Raw genomic sequence first — 15,453 nt, forward strand, 5'->3', positions numbered from 1 at the left:
GAGACGGCGGCTCCCGAGGCATGGGAGTTCGAGGTCGGGGCTGATGGCACGGTCACTGCATTACGGCCGGCCCCGAGTGGCGATTCTTCGGTGATTCCCGGTTCGAGTCCGGCTCCGAACGATTCGCACCATGACGTTCGAGTCATGGCCTCGCTCCCACCTCCAAGGAGCACCAGCATGCGTTTGTCTTCTTCCTTGATCATCGCTTCGGCGATGGCGATGGGTCTTGTCGGTTTCGGCATTCGTGACGCGCATGCGTGCGGCGGGTGCTTTCACCCCAAAGCGGAAGCCGGTTCGAGCGTCATCACCGACCACCGCATGGTCTTCAAGATCTCGACGCGGGAGACCATCCTCTGGGATCAAGTTCGCTACTCCGGCGACCCCAAGGAGTTCGCCTGGGTCCTGCCCGTCAACGCCGGCGCGCGTGTCGAGCTCTCCCACGACGAGTGGATCGCCGCACTCGACGCGACGACGCGCACGACCGTGACGGGCCCCGAGCGATTCTGCGGCGGAGGAGGCGGTGGCGGGGGACGCGGCGGTGGTGGTGGATGCATGGGCTCCTCGAGCTCCACGTCCTTCGAGGCCGACATGGGCTCCTCGCATGACCTCGATGCGGGGTTTGCCGGCAATGGCGACGTCTCCGTCGTTTCGCAGAGCGTCATCGGCCCGTATCAAGCGGTCACCCTGCACGCGAATGCAGGCGATGGAATCAGTGAGTGGTTGGTTGCCAATGGCTTCGCCATTCCCGACGCTGTCAGACCCATCGTCGACGCGTACACGTCGGCGCGGTTCGACTTCATCGCGCTGCGCTTGAGGCCTGGTCAGGGCGTACGAGCCATGCAACCCGTTCGCGTCGTGACTCCCGGCGCGGACACCACGCTTCCGCTGCGCATGGTGGCGGCGGGCGTCGGCTCCAAGGTCGGACTGACGCTGTGGGTGATTGGGGAAGGTCGCTATCGAACGCAGAACTTCCCCAACGCGGTGGTCGACGATTCGCTCCTCACCTGGGACGGCAAGGCGTCACGCTCGAACCTCACCCAGCTCCAGAGCCAGATCTTCGCGTCGAACGACGGTCGCACATGGCTGACCGAGACTGCCGGTCACGCCGTGCTGTCGGGGGTGATGGGCATCGGAGCGGATCCCTCGTCGAGCTTGTACACCGCGTACATGCAGAGTTGCTTCGCGAAGCCGGCGCGTGAAGTCCCGTGCACGGACGGTGAGCTGCCGCCGCCGGATGGAACTCCGCTCGACGAATCTGCCGACGCCGGCACGAGCGACGCGAGCGACGCGGGCGATGACGGCGATGCCGGTGACGCGGAGACCGACGCGGGCGTCGACGGTGGCGAGGAGACGCCGGTACCTCCGAATCGATGCACGAAGTGGGTCGCGGGGTGCGCAGGCTACGACGACCTCGACGTGGCGACGCGCGGCCTCGTCGGCGACATTTGGGTCACCCGCTTGCGCGCCGACCTGCCCGTTCAGGCGCTCGGCACGGACCTTCGCCTCGAGGCTGCCGATCAAACGACCGTCAGCGGTGGACATCACACCGAGAAGTTCAGCGACGAGAACTTCGACCCTTGCGCCGGGGTCACGAACTCGGCGACCGTCGGCTCGAGCAGTGACGGATGCGCGTGCCGGACGTCGCGCCCGCTCGGCTCCTCTGTCGGATCATGGCTCGTCGCGGTGGTGACGGCCGCCTTGGCGTCGTCCATCGCCCGCCGCGCCCGCCGCAAGTAAGCGGAGATCGGCTCGCTCGCGTTGATAGGACTTCGTCCGGCGATATGGCATCGTGGCGGCTCTCATGGCGCTCACGGAAGAAGCATTCACGGCACTCGTCGACGGTGGCTGTCTCGCCTGTCAGGGCAAAAAGCTCCGTGTCGAGGCGGTCGTCGCACAGACACTTCCGCTGCTCGGTGGTGAGCTCTACGGTGCCCCGTCTTGGGCCTACAAGGGCGAGCATCTGGTGCGCGGCACCTATCGAATCTCCTGCGAAGGCTGCAAGCAGGAGCTCTTCACGACGGGCGACTGTCCATGCTGCGACGCGCCCGGCGGGCTCGAGCGGGGGCTCGCGTCGACGACCTCGGTCGCCCTCCCATCCTCGTGCGACGGATGTGGATGCGAGCTCGTCACGGCAACGGCGTACGTTCCCGTGGACGTCGTTTACGAGGGCAAACGAGCCAACAAGGCGCGCACCCAGACCACGGCGGACGACGAGGGGTTCCACGCCTTCCGACTCGAGTGCAAGGAGTGTCATGCCACCTCCGAGCGACGGCAGCCCTGTCCGTTCTGCTCGACGTGAAGGCTCGCCGAGGGCGTTCAAGCCCTCGTGATGCCGTTCGGGCGGATTCGAAGACCGGCGAAGTCTTGCTGCTGATCAAGTAGCTTCGCCGGCGTTCGCCATCACGTCGGGGCGCTCACTGCGGAAAGAGACAGTACTTCCCGTTCGAGGTCTCGGTGCACTTCTGGCCGATGGTACCGACGGCGAAGGTGCAATCGCTCTCCTGCTCGCAGGGCTGCGCGCAGATTCCGCGAAGGCCGTCAGGCTGGCCAGTGAAGTACGTCGAGCCCTTGCCGTCGCTCGTCGGCAAGCCGGCCGTGCACGTCCACGCCTTGCCGTTCGTCGTCGTCGTTCCGCAGAACGTATCGCCTTCGGCGCCCGTGGTGCAGACGGCGCGGCAAATGCCCTTGTCCTTGTTCGCGCTCGAGCCACCGAGCGTGTCGCAGTTGCACGCGTCGCCCGCCGTGCACGCGTCGCCAGGCTGCTTCTGCAGCGGAATGAAATTCTTCTGCGCGACGCACGTGCCCGTCGTGAGTTGGCATTTCTGGCCGGGTGTGCCGTTGCAGTCCGCATCTTTCATGCAGCCGCCAAAACAGAAACCAAAGCCGGTGATGACGCCGTCGTTCGAATAGGCGTTTGCGAGCACGCAGTGGTTGTTGCCCTGGCACGTCGACTTCATCGACGTCGAGTCGAACGAGCAGAAGGGCAGACAAGTGCCGCTTCCGCCGCCCGTGTAGCAGTAGCCTGCGGTGCCGTCGCACTGGTAGCCGGCCAAGGTGTTGGCGGTCACCGTGCAGCCCGCTTGGATGCACACCGGCGTGTTGAAGGTGTCGTCTTCGGGGTAGCTGCTGGTCGAGCAGGAGTTGTCGCCGACCGAGCCCGCGACTTCGCAGTCCGAGTCTGCCGAGCAGACCTTGCCGACCGTGCCTTCTTCCTGACCCGTCGGCGTCGGATCGACGCGGTTCGGCTTGGTGTCGGGCGTAGCGTCCTTGCTGCCGCCATCGCCACCGGCGTCGCCGTTCGTGCCGGTCGTGTCGGTCGTCGCATCGTCGCTGCTCGAGCAGCCTGCGACCGCGCCGAAGGCCAGCGCGCCCGGAATGACCACCACGCTCGCAAGTACAAAGAAGTTCTTCATGCCAGCTCCTCGTTCTCGGGAGTGGCTATGTCCGGCCGTTGCGAGACCTATCCGTGGATTCGTCGTGAAGTGAAACGCACGGCCCATCGAATAAGCGCGACCGTCTATGCGGTCGAGCTCGAGGGCGCCGTGCGTTCACGTCATGTAGATGCCGCCATTGACCTGAATCGTCTGACCCGTCACGTAAGGATTGCTCGCGACCGCGATGACCATGCTGGCGACCTCGTCGGGGGTGCCGAGTCGCCCAACGGGAATTCGATCGGCGCGAATCGCCATATTGCCCGCGAGCATCTCGGTCTCGATGAGGGCAGGCGCGATCGCGTTCGCGGTGATGCCTTCCTTGGCGAGGATGGAGGCATAGCTGTGGACGAGCCCTTCGAGACCCGCTTTCGATGCAGCATAGTGAGGCCCGACGACACCGCCGACGCGCGCGGCGGTCGACGAGATGTAGAGGAGCCGGCCCCACTGGCGCGCGCGCATGTCGGGCAACACGGCGGACGTGACGATGAACGGCCCTCGGAGGTTCACGGCGAACGTCGCGTCCCAGGTCGCGAGATGAACCGACTCGAGCGGAAGGGGGCGAGCGATCCCGGCATTGCTCACGAGGATGTCGATCGGGCCGAGCTGCCGGCGCACCGTCGCCACCATCTCGCTCACGTCGTCGGGCACGGCCACGTCGCCACGAACGGCAATCGCGTCGGAGCCGAGCGCGGAGATGGCGTCGACGACGGCATCGGCATCGGTCCTGTCGGCACGGTGATTCACCGCCACGCGTACTCCAGCGGCGCCGAGTGCCAGCGCGATGCTCCGTCCGATGCCGCGACTCGAGCCCGTCACGAGCGCGACTTTCCCCTGAAGCGACTGACTCAACGACAGAACCTCCGCGCGACGACTCTACCGTGCGGAAGAGAGCACGCCCAGAGTATCCCGTCAGGCAATCGAGGCACTCACCGAGAGCTGCCGGCGGCGCTCGCCGCGGTTGCGGCTGTAGGCTTCGTTGCATTCAAAGCGTTCACCGTGATCTCCGAGGAGCGAGCCGACGCCGTCTCGCGGTGCGCGAGTCCGAAGTAGATGCCGAGCGCCACCATCGCGAAGCCGACGACCACCGAGCTCGCGATCAGGTAGTCGCGGCTCACGACGAGGGACCCGGCGAGGCGAGCGCGCGACCCGGTACAGGGACTGTCTTCGTTCGTGTGGATGTCGAATTCTGCATTTTCGGACAAAGCCCCAATCATGAAGCTTCGCCCGAGCACGGATGCTTCGTCAACGTTCATATCGCGACAGGGGCTCGTTGGGTGCTTGCTGGCTTGCTGGCGTGGCGCACGGAGTGCGACAGACGCCGGTTGTGACGGGAGTTCTGCGCGCCCATCACCCTGACGTAACAGGCAAGAGGTCACGCGCCGCCTCGGTGCGTTCTGTGCGTTCTGTGCGTTCTGTGCGTTCGGCGCCTTCGAAGCGTCACCAGTCGAAGAAGTACGCGAGGGCCGAGCCCACGCCGAACTTGAAGGTTTGAAGCTCGGCATCGTTCGAGAGCGCGCGTTGATACCAGGCCGAGATCGAGACGCTTCGCTTGTGATCGAGGTAGAGCCCGGCGATGCCTTTCACGATCGGCACGAACGACTCGTTCTCGATGTCCCATCCGAGCTTCGTGTCCACCGCGAGGAACGCGCGGCCCGGGAGACTGACGACGACGATCGGATCGAAGAGGACGATGTTCAGCTTCGGATAGCCTTCGCTGGCGAAGGAGCGTGTCCAGGCGACCTGTCCCGTGAGCGAAAGCCACTTCAGGAGGCCCACGGAGATCGCGTAGCCAGGGATGACGGCCCAGGCCCCGCCCACGGGCGGTTTGACCGGCGAGATCCATTGGAGCCCGAACGCCGCGTACTGCCGGACGCGTGCGCTACTTGCGAAGGCCCACGCGAGCGATGTGGTGACGGCGCCCAAACCGCTGCTCGCGGGCCGCTCCGCGGCATACGGATAGACGGCGAAGATCGGGGCTTTGAGCTGAACCGCGAACTGTCGCTGATTGCCGAATGCGACTTGGGGATTGAACAGGAGTCGACTGCCATTCGCGTTCTTCGTGATGCCTTGATAGCTGTCGAGCTGGAAGAGAACCTGGCTGCGCGAGAAGGCGATGGTCTCGATTCCTTGGAGGATCTGCTGGGCTTCCTGGGATCGCTCCTGCGTCGACAGGGAGTCGATGGCGTCGGTGAGTTCGGCGGCCGCGGCCGCCACACGGGGGTCGATGGATTTGCACGCCGGCGAGAGATTCTCGCGATTCGTCTGGAGGCATTCGACCAGCGGTCCTGCCTGGGGAGGGACGCCCGAACAGAGTCGGTTGACCTCCGCGCCACACGCCTTGCGCAGAGTGTCCATCGTCTCCGCGGCGGATTGCACGCGATCGGTGAGTTCGTGACAGCCTCTCGAGAGATCGTCTTGCTGGCGGATGAGGCATGCGACCACGCGCCCGTGCCCTGGCTTGACCTCGCTGCAAAGACGCGCGACGTCGCGATGGCACTCCGACGAGTACTCTTCGACGAGCACGCGAAACCTCTCCTCGGTTGCCGCGCGCTTGGCTCGACACGCCGGCGACAGCTTGGCCTCGTTGCGGTGCAGGCACGCATCGATCTGGCCGGTCGTGGCGGGCACGTCGGCGCAGAACTGCTTCACGTCCTCGAGGCAGGGATTGTCGGCGCGCGCGCCCCGGGGTGCGAAGAGTGCTGCGCCCACGACCATCGCGACGACCCACGACCGCATGTCGCCAAATCCCTCCGCGCCGGACCGCTCGGGCTCAAGCAAGCGGCGAGCCCGAAAAGACGCGCCTTTCGACGCTGTCGCGCGGGCCGCACCGGCCGCACCGGCCGCGGCCGTGATGCATAACGAGGAAATAATCACCTCGTAACGCGCCGCCGGGCTGCACGGGACAAGGTCTGGTTCGCACACCCTCGTGCACTTCCCGAATCGATGTCGATGAACAGGCCTCTCCACCCGCATCCAATGCTTCGACACTTCTACTTCCTTGCCTTGCTTCCCTGCCTCGCAGGCTGCAACCACAAGGCAAGCGCGCACACGCCCCCTTCGGAGCACCAGAGCGAGATCCTCCTCACGAAGACGCAGATCGCACGACTCAAGATCGCGACGGCGCCGTCGACCTGCACGACGTCGACGACGCGATCCTCACGAGCGGCAAGGTCGCCTATGACGACCAGAAGCTCATCCACGTCTTCTCGCCGGTCGCCGGAAAGGCGGTGAAGGTCGTCGCCCAGCTCGGCAATCACGTGAAGAAGGGTGATCCGTTGGTGGTCATCGAATCACCGGACACCGGCGTCGCCACGTCGGACCTCGGTAAAGCGAAGGCAGATCTGGTGGCGGCCGAGCACGACCACCAGCGCCAAAAGGAGCTCCTCGACGCGCATGCGACCTCGCAAAAGGACTACGAAGTCGCCTCCGACAATTTCCGAAAAGCGAAAGCCGAAATGGAGCGCGCCCAGCAGAAGGCGAGGCTCTTTCGCCAAGGCGACGTGACGGGGCAGACCTTCACCCTTCGCTCGGACATCGACGGCGAAGTCTTCATGAAAGCCGTCTCGCCGGGCATGGAGATCTCCGGTCAATACGGCGGCAGTTCGCCCGAGCTATTCACGATTGGTGAGGCCGACAGGTCGCGACGCCCAGCAACGTCATGGTGCCGCTCGGGCAGGTCGCGAAGATCGAGCTCATCGAGGGACCGTCCAACATCTTTCGGGAAGACGGGCAGCGCTACACGCCGGTGAAATTCTCGGTGCGTGGTCGCGATCTCGAGAGCACCATCAAAGAAGCGCAGGAGAAGGTGCGCGCCAAGATCCCCGACGGCTACGGCAAGCGTCTCGAGTGGTCCGGTGAGATCAACGAGCTCCGCGAAGCCCAGCACCGGCTGGCGTTCATCGTGCCGCTGACGCTCTTGCTCATCTCGCTTCTCGTGTATGCGGCGGTGAAACTCTGGATCGATCTGCTGGTCGTCCTCATCGATATTCCGCTTGCATGCACGGGCGCCATCGGGGCGCTCCTTCTCACACGGACGAACTTCTCGGTGTCCGCGGCGATGGGGTTCCTGTCGATCTTCGGTATTGCCATTCAAGACGCGATTCTGGTCGTCACGTACTTTCAAAAGATGCGCTACCGGGACGGCCTGAGCGTTCGTGAGGCGGCACGCGGCGCAGAGGAGAAGCGGTTCCGGCCCGTTCTCATGACGACGCTCGTGGCCATGCTCGGCTTGATGCCGGCGGCCCTTTCGCACGGCATTGGCTCGCAGACGCAGAAGCCGCTCGCCATCGCGGTCATTGGCGGTTCGTTGATTCTTGCTCTCGTGATGCGAATCATCCGTCCACCGCTCGTCGTTGCGGTCCACGAGTGGTGGGAGGCCTGGCGCCTTCGACGAGGCCGCAGCGCGAATCCCTTCGTTCCGGACCACGATGAAGACGAAGATCTTTCGCTCGGCGACGCCGACCACGTCCCGCACGCGGCGGAATGAGAGGCGTTTCGCCCCGTCGCCTTGTTTCGGGCTATCGTTCGAGAGGCGTGGCGAAACGCTCCTCTTCGACCAAGCTCGTGTCCTTGGGCGATGCGCTCGAGCGTCTTCTGGCTTCACCCGAACGAGCCGGCGCTCGGGACGACGTCGAGATTCGCATCGGTTCGTCCACCGGCCTGCGCCTCGACCGGCTCGCGCTGTTTCTCGGCCCGCGGGGACCCTCGAAGGACTACGACGACAAGCTCCGCTCGGCCGAGCAATACGCGACGGTGGGGGGGCGCGTGGCTCCTCTGCTCGGTGCGCTCGGCCCGCGCGCGGACGTCGCGATTCCTCGCCTCCTCGAGGCGTTGCGTGAACCTCTCGTGGGAAGCTGCCGCCCCGAGTGTTGTTCTGCGTCGCTCGTTCGGCGCGAGCAGATTCGCATGCGGCTGGCCGTGCTCCAGGCGCTACGTCGTATTCGGGTCGACGTTGGTGTCCTCATGGACGCCGGCCTCGTCGGAGCTCTCCTCGACCGGTCGTCGAGCAAGATCGCCCTCGGCGCGATGGATCTCCTCGCGCAGTCGGCGAGCGGCGTTCGCTTGCACCGTGAGGCGATCGTCGGAGCGCTCGAGCATCCGCGCCCTCTCGTGGTCGAGGGGCGCTGCGCGCGCTCTGTCGCGTCGATTCGCACGACGTGCCCCATGCACTCGCGCCCGTCACGAAGTCGTTGGCGCACGAGCAGGTGCGTTTGCGGCGAACGGCGGTCCGCGCCGTGATGGCCTTGCGCGTCGGGGCAAAGCAGAGAGACCGCGATCGCGCCGACGAACGCCTCTCACGGCTTGCCGAGCGCGATCCGCAGCTTACCGTGCGAGCCCTCGCGTGTCGTGCGCTCGGGCGCCCAACGCGCCCGTTGTTCGACGGTCGTGCCAGTCACATCGGGCGCCAATAGCCGCCCACCCAGAACCAACCTCGTCCCCGGCGGACCCAATGGCCCGGCCGCCACACGCGCCGAGGCCCCGGTGAAACGGTGATCACGTCGACGCGAGGCGGTGGAGGCGCGGGCGCGCCGTAGACGACGACCGGAGGCGGCGGAGCTGGCGCGGCCACCATGACGGGCACGGGAGGAGGATAAGGCGGTGGCGGAGGTACGGCGCGAACCACCACGGGCGGAGGCGGCTGACGAACCACCACGTAACCTCCACCACAACCAGCCGCCGAGAGCCCGAGAACGAGGGAGACGACGAGCAAACTTCGCACGCCGGACATGCCCTATGGACACTCCAAAGCCCCGGAGCGTTCCGCACTTTACGGTGGTTTACGATTCGGGAGCGAAGCGCTGCCGGGCAGGGAAGGTTGACGTTCGAGCCACCGTAGCAAGCCCTCGAGGTCCATCCCGAGGTGTCCATGCGTCGCGTTTCTTTCGTGTTCTTCTCGCTTCTGTTTGCGGCTTCCACGGCCTGCAGCTCCAGTTCTTCCGACGGCCAGAATGGCAAGGACGGGACGAACGGGATCGACGGCACGAAGGAAGGAACCGACCCGAATGGCCCCGGGGACGGCACCGGGCCCGACGGCGCGGATGGTAGCGGTCCGGGAGACAAGAAGGACGGCGGCGGCCCCGGCGCCGATGACAGCGGCGGTGGAGACGATGGTGGCGCCGACGGCGACGACGGTGGCGGCGGAAAGGATCCCAGCGGACCCTGCACGGCCGGTGCGCAGCGCTGCAACGGCGCGGCGGTCGAGATCTGCAACAGCTCGGGGACGGCATGGCTCTATGCCTCGACCTGTTCGAGCGGGTGCAGCGGTGCCGGGCTATGCACCGGCAGTTGTATGCCGGGCACTACGCGATGCAACGGCAAGAGCGTCGAGACGTGCGCGGCGGGCGGCGCATCGTGGTCGACCACCGAAACGTGCGGGGCGACGTTCTGCTACTCCGGCCAATGCGCGGCGGCAGGACTCGAAGTCGGACTGCCCACGAATCGTGATGGCCTGGTCGTCGTCGACGGCACCTTGGTCATTCGCCAAGGCGCTTCGCTGAATTCGCCGAGCGGCAATCTCACGATTCGAGCGACGAACATCGTCGTCGAGAGCGGCGCGTCGATTACCGTCTCCCCCGTGGGGACCGGGAATCCTCCGACCTATGCCGACTATGGCGGTGGCGGCGGTTACGGAGAGCCAGGCACGCCCTCGCCTGCCTACAACTCACCGAGCGCGGCAGGTCCGGCCTTCGGCTCGGCCACCGATTCCGACGTCAGCGTCGGCGGAGCGGGCGCCAAAGGATACGGCGGGGGGGGCGGTGTTCGAGGTCTGGGCGGCGGAGTGGTCCGTTTGATTGCGACGGATTCGATATCGATTGCCGGCACGGTGAGTGCCATTGGCCAGAATGGTGGCACGACCACTGCTGGTTATGGCGGAGGTGGCGGCGGTTCCGGTGGCGGCATCCTCTTGGCCGCCGACAAGATCACCATCACCGGGTCCGTCTCGGCGGCGCCAGGAAGTGGCGGCGGCGGCGGCAGCTACGTCGGCGGTGCCGGAGGTAGAGGTCGCATCAAGATCCTGGCAGGTAGCACGCGCAGCGGAAGCGGCACGCTGACGGGCATCGTGACCGACGCCTTGCTTCCTCCGCTCTCCGTGGCGTCCTCGACGCACCCCGACACGGCGCTCGTCTACAACGACGGGTTCACCGAAGCGCGCTTTGCCTGGGATCGTTCGTTCCCCGCGCGGCAGGGATACTACTGGCGCGCCACGGCTGCCGCCCCCGCCGTTCCCGCGCCCGGCAGCGGAAGCTTCCTCGACGCCGAGACCATCGCGATTCCCCGTGACCAATTCGTGGAAGGCGCGAACTTCTTCAACATCGCGTCGGTCGACGCGTCCTCGGCGGTCGGCAAGGTCGAGACGAAGTTCGTCGTGAACGTGAACACGAAGACGCCGACGATCACCTCGTCGAGCCATCCGAGCAGCACCACGTGGAACGCCGTGAAGGACGCCTTCTTCCAGTGGACGCTGCCGGTCGCCGACACGAATACGAAGGGCGTGTACTACGTGCTCGATCACTATGGCGACACCGTGCCCACGACGGCCGATGCGTTCGCCACCATCACCAAGAAGCAGCAGTTGATGAGTGGTCTGGCTCCCGGCGTCTGGGTGTTCCACGTCGTCGCCCAGGACCAACAGGGATATCTCACCAAAGCCGCCGCGCACTATCGCGTGCTGATCGGTGCGGACCCTGGTAACGGCGGCGTTCTCGGTCGCGTGACCGACGCCGCGTCGAAGAACGTCGCTGGGGCGACGGTGACGGTGAATCGTGGACTCTACACGCAGACGACGGATGCCAACGGCAGTTACAACTTGAGCGGCGTGCCTGCCGGCACCTGGGAACTCCGTGCCACGAAGGTTCCGCTCGCGCCGGTCACCAAGACCGTGACGGTGACGAGCGGCGCATCCACCACGCAGGACTTCACGCTGAACTGACGCTCCTCACGACGCGCGTTGCTCGAGGGCTGGCGAAGTCGTCTTCGCGGCCCTCGCGCCATTTCCGGTCGTGACATGCCCGTCGAGCCAACCGTAGTCCGGAAGCTTGAAATCGGCGGCTTTGTTGAATTGGCCCGCGAGGAGATTGCGAAGCGGCCAGCGGCCCATCCATCGCATCGACATGGCACGCATGGAGATGGAGAGCGCGGTGTCCGGTGCGAAGCCTTTGACGCCGCCCGGCGGCAGCTCCTGATTGCGTTTCACGTAGGGGCGCATCAGCGCCTCGTAGCGAGGAAACGCGACGCGGTAATCGCCGTGCGCGGCGGCAAGCTCGCCGGCGAGCACATAAGCCCCAACGACCGCGAGGCTCGTGCCGAGCCCCGTGAGAGGGCTCGGGCACCATGCCGAATCGCCGAGGAGGACGACTCTTCCTCGCGACCATGAATCGAGTCGAACTTGCCCGAGCTCGGCGAGCACGAAATCCGACGCCCCTCGCATCGCCTCGACGAGCTTCGGTGCCTTCCAGCCGACGTCGGCGAAGGTCTTCGCGACGATGTCTTTCTGGCGAGCGAGGTCGCGTCGGTCGACGTCGAGTCGCTTCGAACGGAACGCGAAGCCCGCTTTGCTTTCATTGGGCAGTCGGCCTGGGCGGATCGACGTCACGAGTCCGCCGGGCGCGTTGTGCATCAGATACCAGCCATCGAGCTCGTCGTCGCCCGGCGCGGTGAACCAGGCGAGTTGGCAGTCGAGCGATTGAACGCACGCCTCTTCGGGACCGAAGGCGAGGTTGCGCACGGTCGAGTGCAAGCCGTCGGCGCCGACCACGAAGGCGAACCTCCGCTCGGGCGCGCGCTCGAAGCGGACGGTCACGCCATCGCGGTCTTGCTCGATGGCGGTGACGGTATCGTCGAAGAGATACTCGGTATGCGGCGTCGAGGCTTCGTAGAACACGCGCGAGAGATCGCCTCGGAGCACTTCGATCTCCGAGATGATGCCCTCACCGCCGAAGAGCTCCGTCGGCATACGCGCGAGGATGCGGCCGTCGTCGTCGACGAGCGCGAAGCCGCGTTGGTCGAGGCTCACCTCGCGCACGCGATCCATGCAGCCCATGCGCTCGACGACCGTGCGCGCGACGCCGCGAAGATCCACGGTCTGTCCGCCCGGCCTCAGCGCCGGCGCGCGCTCGACGACCACAGGCCGGAAGCCTTGCCTGTGTAGACAGTACGCCAGTGCCGGGCCCGCGATTCCACCGCCGCAAACGAGAACGTCCGTGTTCGTCATGAGTCCTAGCGTACGTAGTACACTCAAGCGCGCAAGGTATGAAACGTTGGCAAATCACGACAAAAATGGGTGTGTGCACTAGTGCTGGTTGCCTCGAAACACGGACCAGCAGGCGGAGGTGCACTGGTTTTCGAGGACAAGGTGCACTAGTGCAGTGGAGGGCATCGTGAAGCACCCGACCAAGATCACGTCTGGCGTCATCATCGAGGAGCTGAGAGCCCGCATCGAGCGCGGAGAGCTCGCGGCAGGCGACCGTGTCCCGTCGACACGCGAGATCATGCGTCGTTGGGGCGTCGCGATGGCAACGGCCACCAAGGTCCTCACGGCGCTCGCACACGAAGGACTCGTGCAGGCAGTGCCGGGCATCGGCACGGTGGTGGCCGTGCAGCGACGGAAGGCGATGGCGGCAGCGGCGCCCTCGTTGTCCACCGCACGGAGACGACCTGCATCGGCAGAGCCGCTCGACGTCGAGCGCGTCGTCACCACCGCGATCGAGATCGCCGACGCCGAGGGCCTCGCCAACCTCTCGATGCGTCGCATCGCGACCGAGCTCGGCGTCGCGACCATGTCGCTCTATCGACACGTCTCCGACAAGGACGATTTGCTGCTCAAGATGATGGACGTGGTGTTCCGAGAGGCGCCGCTCCCGAAAGAGCCGATCGGCAGCTATCGCGATCGGCTCGAGGTCGTCGGGCGCACGATGTGGACTGTCTTCCGCCGTCACCCTTGGCTCGCTCCCGCAATGTCAGTGACGCGCCCGCAGCTCGTCTCGAGCGGTATGGCCTACACGGAATGGGTTCTCGGCGCGCTCCTCGCACAAGGGATCGATCCCGCCACGGCATTCACGACCCACATCACGCTCTTCACGTACGTCCGAGGAACGGCGGTGAACCTCGAATTCGAAGCCGAAGCCGAAGCGGCGACCGGTCTCACGGGCGAGCAGTGGATGAATGCCCAGGAACACCAGCTCCGTTCGGTGATTACCAACGATCGCTTTCCCACACTCGCGCGCATGCTCGAAATCCAGTACGACTTCGACCTCGACAAGATCTTCGAATTTGGCCTCCAGCGCCTCCTCGACGGCCTCGTCGTCCACTTCGAAGCACGCGTGCCTGGGCTTCGCTGAGCCCGAGCGACGGCTCAGGTGCCCGAGCGGAGGATCTTCGCGACCTGCGTTTGACCGAGCGGGGCGCCGGTGCGGCCGCGGACGCCGCGGGCAGCGAGGTCGGCGACGATGGCGCGCTGCGAGCGGCCTTCGGTGGAGAGGGCGCGGACCGTGGAGATGACGGCTTGCTCGTTCTCGTCCGGCTCGGTGTGGACGCCGTCTGCGGCGAGCTTGAAGCCGTAGGGGAGATTGCCGATGCGCTGACCGCGTGCCTTCTTCTCGGCGAGCGAGGCGCGGATACGGGCGCGCACGGTGACTCGCTCGTAGGCGCGAGCGAGGTCGAGGGCTCCGCGCGAGAATGCTTGGAGCTCGCCGGCGGGCTCGGCGCGCACCAGGGGCTGCTCGGGGGTGCGTGCGGGGCCGCGCGAGCCGTCGGCCGTCTGGACGATGGCGCCTTGGGTGAGGGCCGCGCGCTCGATCAGCCAACAGACGAGCTCGTCGTGGCCGAAGCGATCCGCGTTGGCGGCGACGAGGATGCCGGCCTTGTTGTCGCGAATGGCCTGATAGGCGGCGAGCAGGCCCGGGCGCTCGGCGATGGGGGTCTCGCCGCTGACGCCGACGTCGATCTGCCACGACGTGATCTCGACCGCTTCGCGCTTGGCCCAGGTCTCGATGGCAAGGCGCTGCGCGCGGGGAGCCTCGGGCGACTCTTCGACGAGGGCGAGCCCGTTCTCCGCCATTCTGCCTACCGATAGGCGAATGTAAGCGACCGCTCGTCGTGCGCCTTCCGCACCGCTCATCGAGCCCCGTTTATCACGGTAGAGATCTGTGCAGTCAACAACAATTCGCGGGCTTGGCACGCTCGGCTGCACCCGGCCGGAAAGTCGAGCCCAAACCCAGGCTGGGAGGCCCCGCGAACCTCAGTTCATCGACCAGTTCAGGGACAGCACCGTGCGGGGGTCACCCTTCCACGAGCGCTCGACGAACCGGCCGGAAATGGCCCTTGCACCCGCCTGCTCGAGGAGCCGCTCGAAGAAGCCCATCGTTTGGTAGGAGGCGGCCTCCTCGGCCATGTCACCCATGAAGTAGTGGATGATCACGTGGGCGTGGTCGTCGGTGAGGGTCGGGAGCTCGAGGGCCTCGAAGTCGAAGAACGTGGCTCGCTGAACGCGGAAGCGCATCATCGTCTCGACGGGGTCACCTTCGGCCACGAGATAGGGAGTGGTGGCGATCAGTTGATCGACCGACATTCGCCCCCACATCCGAACGGACTCGAGATCCCCGCCGCCCACCTCGGCGAGGATGGCGTTGCCGAGTCGCTCGAACGTTTCCATCGGATACCACTCGAGCGGTTCGATGGGCGTCCGCAGGTAGAACATGTCCTCGCGAGGGAGTCGCGCCGCCCAGTCGATGTGCTTGTGACTGCGGATCATGCGCACGTAATCCGAGAACAGCATCCCCTTCACGTTGCGCGTAGTCATGGCAGTGGAGCACGGCATGCTAGCCGAGAACGCCGCCATGGAGGGGTTCTCGGAGCCGCTCTTCCGCCGCCTACGGCCCGGCTAGGCACGGCGCTTGCGGGCCTACGTCGCCGTGTGAAAGCGCTTGGGATCAAAGCGAAATGCTCGCCGGTAGGTCTCGATCCGCTCTCGGTCCGCGCTCGGTCGGGGCTTCGCCTCGAGCGACGCGTACGGACACCTGGC

Annotated in this window: 16 protein-coding genes; 7 read left to right on the top strand and 9 right to left on the bottom strand. The window is 65.9% G+C overall.

Going from position 1 to position 15,453, the window contains the following annotated elements:
* Positions 1–177 precede the first annotated feature (177 nt).
* The gene (locus tag AKJ09_RS22435; RefSeq protein WP_169927756.1) at positions 178–1,737 is read left to right on the top strand and encodes a DUF2330 domain-containing protein; all 1,560 of its coding nucleotides are present in this window, start codon (positions 178–180) and stop codon (positions 1,735–1,737) included.
* Between the two features lie 64 nt (positions 1,738–1,801).
* Positions 1,802–2,299 (top strand): hypothetical protein, encoded by a 498-nt coding sequence (locus tag AKJ09_RS22440; RefSeq protein WP_205633772.1) that lies wholly within the window; start codon positions 1,802–1,804, stop codon positions 2,297–2,299.
* A gap of 115 nt (positions 2,300–2,414) precedes the next feature.
* Here the strand turns inward: AKJ09_RS22440 and AKJ09_RS22445 are convergent, their stop codons facing one another.
* The 5 genes from AKJ09_RS22445 to AKJ09_RS54945 all read right to left on the bottom strand — a co-directional run bounded on the left by AKJ09_RS22445 (position 2,415) and on the right by AKJ09_RS54945 (position 6,634).
* Positions 2,415–3,413, bottom strand: coding sequence for a hypothetical protein (locus AKJ09_RS22445; protein WP_146649255.1), 999 nt, complete (start codon positions 3,411–3,413; stop codon positions 2,415–2,417).
* 135 nt (positions 3,414–3,548) lie between these two features.
* Complete coding sequence (locus tag AKJ09_RS22450; protein WP_146649256.1) at positions 3,549–4,289, bottom strand: SDR family NAD(P)-dependent oxidoreductase; 741 nt, start codon at positions 4,287–4,289, stop codon at positions 3,549–3,551.
* A gap of 71 nt (positions 4,290–4,360) precedes the next feature.
* Positions 4,361–4,648, bottom strand: coding sequence for a hypothetical protein (locus AKJ09_RS22455; RefSeq protein WP_146649257.1), 288 nt, complete (start codon positions 4,646–4,648; stop codon positions 4,361–4,363).
* Between the two features lie 223 nt (positions 4,649–4,871).
* Positions 4,872–6,170: a cysteine rich repeat-containing protein gene (locus tag AKJ09_RS22460; protein WP_169927757.1), complete on the bottom strand. Its 1,299-nt coding sequence runs from the start codon at positions 6,168–6,170 to the stop codon at positions 4,872–4,874.
* Between the two features lie 254 nt (positions 6,171–6,424).
* On the bottom strand, positions 6,425–6,634 hold the full coding sequence (locus tag AKJ09_RS54945) for a hypothetical protein (RefSeq protein WP_240488555.1): 210 nt from the start codon (positions 6,632–6,634) through the stop codon (positions 6,425–6,427).
* 27 nt (positions 6,635–6,661) lie between these two features.
* On the opposite strand from AKJ09_RS54945, the gene AKJ09_RS22465 reads away from it, so the two are divergent.
* Genes AKJ09_RS22465 through AKJ09_RS22475 form a run of 3 tightly spaced genes read left to right on the top strand, consistent with a single transcriptional unit; the run spans position 6,662 to position 8,672 of the window.
* On the top strand, positions 6,662–7,183 hold the full coding sequence (locus tag AKJ09_RS22465; protein WP_476703284.1) for an efflux RND transporter periplasmic adaptor subunit: 522 nt from the start codon (positions 6,662–6,664) through the stop codon (positions 7,181–7,183).
* A complete protein-coding gene (locus tag AKJ09_RS22470) occupies positions 7,093–7,920 on the top strand; it encodes an efflux RND transporter permease subunit (RefSeq protein ID WP_146649260.1) in 828 nt (275 codons plus the stop codon). Before AKJ09_RS22465 ends, AKJ09_RS22470 begins: the two co-directional genes overlap by 91 nt.
* Positions 7,921–7,967: 47 nt before the next feature.
* Positions 7,968–8,672 carry a hypothetical protein gene (locus AKJ09_RS22475; protein WP_146649261.1) on the top strand — a complete coding sequence of 235 codons (705 nt, stop codon included), beginning with the start codon at positions 7,968–7,970 and terminating at the stop codon, positions 8,670–8,672.
* A 154-nt stretch (positions 8,673–8,826) separates the two neighbouring features.
* On the opposite strand, the gene AKJ09_RS53195 is transcribed toward AKJ09_RS22475, so the two are convergent.
* On the bottom strand, positions 8,827–9,153 hold the full coding sequence (locus tag AKJ09_RS53195) for a hypothetical protein (protein ID WP_169927758.1): 327 nt from the start codon (positions 9,151–9,153) through the stop codon (positions 8,827–8,829).
* 147 nt (positions 9,154–9,300) lie between these two features.
* Here AKJ09_RS53195 and AKJ09_RS22485 point away from each other — a divergent pair, with 147 nt between their 5' ends.
* On the top strand, positions 9,301–11,364 hold the full coding sequence (locus tag AKJ09_RS22485; RefSeq protein WP_169927759.1) for a carboxypeptidase-like regulatory domain-containing protein: 2,064 nt from the start codon (positions 9,301–9,303) through the stop codon (positions 11,362–11,364).
* A gap of 6 nt (positions 11,365–11,370) precedes the next feature.
* On the opposite strand, the gene AKJ09_RS22490 is transcribed toward AKJ09_RS22485, so the two are convergent.
* A complete protein-coding gene (locus AKJ09_RS22490) occupies positions 11,371–12,645 on the bottom strand; it encodes an FAD-dependent monooxygenase (RefSeq protein WP_146649264.1) in 1,275 nt (424 codons plus the stop codon).
* 166 nt (positions 12,646–12,811) lie between these two features.
* Here AKJ09_RS22490 and AKJ09_RS22495 point away from each other — a divergent pair, with 166 nt between their 5' ends.
* Positions 12,812–13,771, top strand: coding sequence for a TetR/AcrR family transcriptional regulator C-terminal domain-containing protein (locus AKJ09_RS22495; RefSeq protein WP_205633774.1), 960 nt, complete (start codon positions 12,812–12,814; stop codon positions 13,769–13,771).
* 14 nt (positions 13,772–13,785) lie between these two features.
* Here AKJ09_RS22495 and AKJ09_RS22500 read toward each other — a convergent pair whose 3' ends face one another.
* Together AKJ09_RS22500 and AKJ09_RS22505 are read right to left on the bottom strand one after the other, a co-directional pair.
* A complete protein-coding gene (locus AKJ09_RS22500; protein ID WP_146649265.1) occupies positions 13,786–14,550 on the bottom strand; it encodes a recombinase family protein in 765 nt (254 codons plus the stop codon).
* Positions 14,551–14,670: 120 nt separating this feature from the next.
* Positions 14,671–15,231, bottom strand: a complete 561-nt coding sequence (locus AKJ09_RS22505; RefSeq protein ID WP_146649266.1) for a hypothetical protein — start codon at positions 15,229–15,231, stop codon at positions 14,671–14,673.
* Positions 15,232–15,453: the final 222 nt, after the last annotated feature.

The organism is Labilithrix luteola (genome assembly GCF_001263205.1).
Taxonomy (GTDB): domain Bacteria; phylum Myxococcota_A; class Polyangia; order Polyangiales; family Polyangiaceae; genus Labilithrix; species Labilithrix luteola.

What these genes read in the sequence shown, in the direction of transcription:
- AKJ09_RS22435 (WP_169927756.1), top strand. Translation starts at nt 178, where the DNA reads ATGCGTTTGTCTTCTTCCTTGATCATCGCTTCGGCGATGGCGATGGGT.
- AKJ09_RS22440 (WP_205633772.1), top strand. Translation starts at nt 1,802, where the DNA reads ATGGCGCTCACGGAAGAAGCATTCACGGCACTCGTCGACGGTGGCTGT.
- AKJ09_RS22445 (WP_146649255.1), bottom strand. Translation starts at nt 3,413, where the DNA reads ATGAAGAACTTCTTTGTACTTGCGAGCGTGGTGGTCATTCCGGGCGCG.
- AKJ09_RS22455 (WP_146649257.1), bottom strand. Translation starts at nt 4,648, where the DNA reads ATGATTGGGGCTTTGTCCGAAAATGCAGAATTCGACATCCACACGAAC.
- AKJ09_RS22460 (WP_169927757.1), bottom strand. Translation starts at nt 6,170, where the DNA reads ATGCGGTCGTGGGTCGTCGCGATGGTCGTGGGCGCAGCACTCTTCGCA.
- AKJ09_RS22470 (WP_146649260.1), top strand. Translation starts at nt 7,093, where the DNA reads ATGGTGCCGCTCGGGCAGGTCGCGAAGATCGAGCTCATCGAGGGACCG.
- AKJ09_RS22485 (WP_169927759.1), top strand. Translation starts at nt 9,301, where the DNA reads ATGCGTCGCGTTTCTTTCGTGTTCTTCTCGCTTCTGTTTGCGGCTTCC.
- AKJ09_RS22490 (WP_146649264.1), bottom strand. Translation starts at nt 12,645, where the DNA reads ATGACGAACACGGACGTTCTCGTTTGCGGCGGTGGAATCGCGGGCCCG.
- AKJ09_RS22500 (WP_146649265.1), bottom strand. Translation starts at nt 14,550, where the DNA reads ATGAGCGGTGCGGAAGGCGCACGACGAGCGGTCGCTTACATTCGCCTA.
- AKJ09_RS22505 (WP_146649266.1), bottom strand. Translation starts at nt 15,231, where the DNA reads ATGACTACGCGCAACGTGAAGGGGATGCTGTTCTCGGATTACGTGCGC.